At 68.9% G+C, this 746-nt stretch carries 1 pseudogene; it reads left to right on the top strand.

Annotation, left to right across the window (positions count from 1 at the left end):
* Positions 1–105: 105 nt before the first annotated feature.
* Positions 106–746: pseudogene (locus tag ACYVDE_RS25040) on the top strand (hypothetical protein); the annotation flags it as partial.

A 746-nucleotide genomic window follows, 5' to 3' on the forward strand; every position in this document is an offset into this window, starting at 1 on the left:
GGCTCGGCCGTGGCGTTCCCGGTGGGCACGGCGGCCTCGTTCACGCCCCTCACGTTGGCCAACAGCGGCACCGGTACCTAGTTCCAGGTCCGCACTTTCAGCGGCGTGCTGGCCAACGGCACCAGCGGCGCCCCCTACGCCCGCGCTAACGAATTCGTGAACCGCACCTGGGAAGCCACGCCCACCCTGGGCACCGGTCCGGTGGTGAATATGACCTTCCAGTACAACGCCGCCAACCAGAACCCCGGCTTCGTCCCCAGCCAGGGCACGCTATACCATAATGATGCGAACACCGGCAACGTGTGGGCGGCCATCGGCCGCGCCACCATCACCGGCAGCGGGCCGTTCACGGCCACCCGCAGCGGCGTGAGCACCTTCTCGGCTTTCGCCATTGGCAACAGCACCACGCCGCTGCCCGTCACGCTCACGCGCTTCGAGGGCCGCCGCACCAGCGCTGGCACCGTACGCCTGAGCTGGGCCACCGCGATGGAAAAAGACAACGCCGGCTTCGACCTCGAAAAATCGGCCACCGGCTCCGATTTCCGCCGCCTCGCCACTGTTTCGGCCCGCGGCGGCAATGCCCCCGCCACCTACGGCTACGACGATACCGACGCGCCCGCGGCCGCCTACTACCGCCTGCGTCAGCGCGACCTCAGCGGTGGCACGCAGTTCAGCCCGATACTCTACGTTTCCGGCACCGCCAGCCCCTACGTGCTGCTGCCCAACCCCAGCCACGGCGAGCCGCT

It is taken from the genome of Hymenobacter agri, assembly GCF_054778495.1.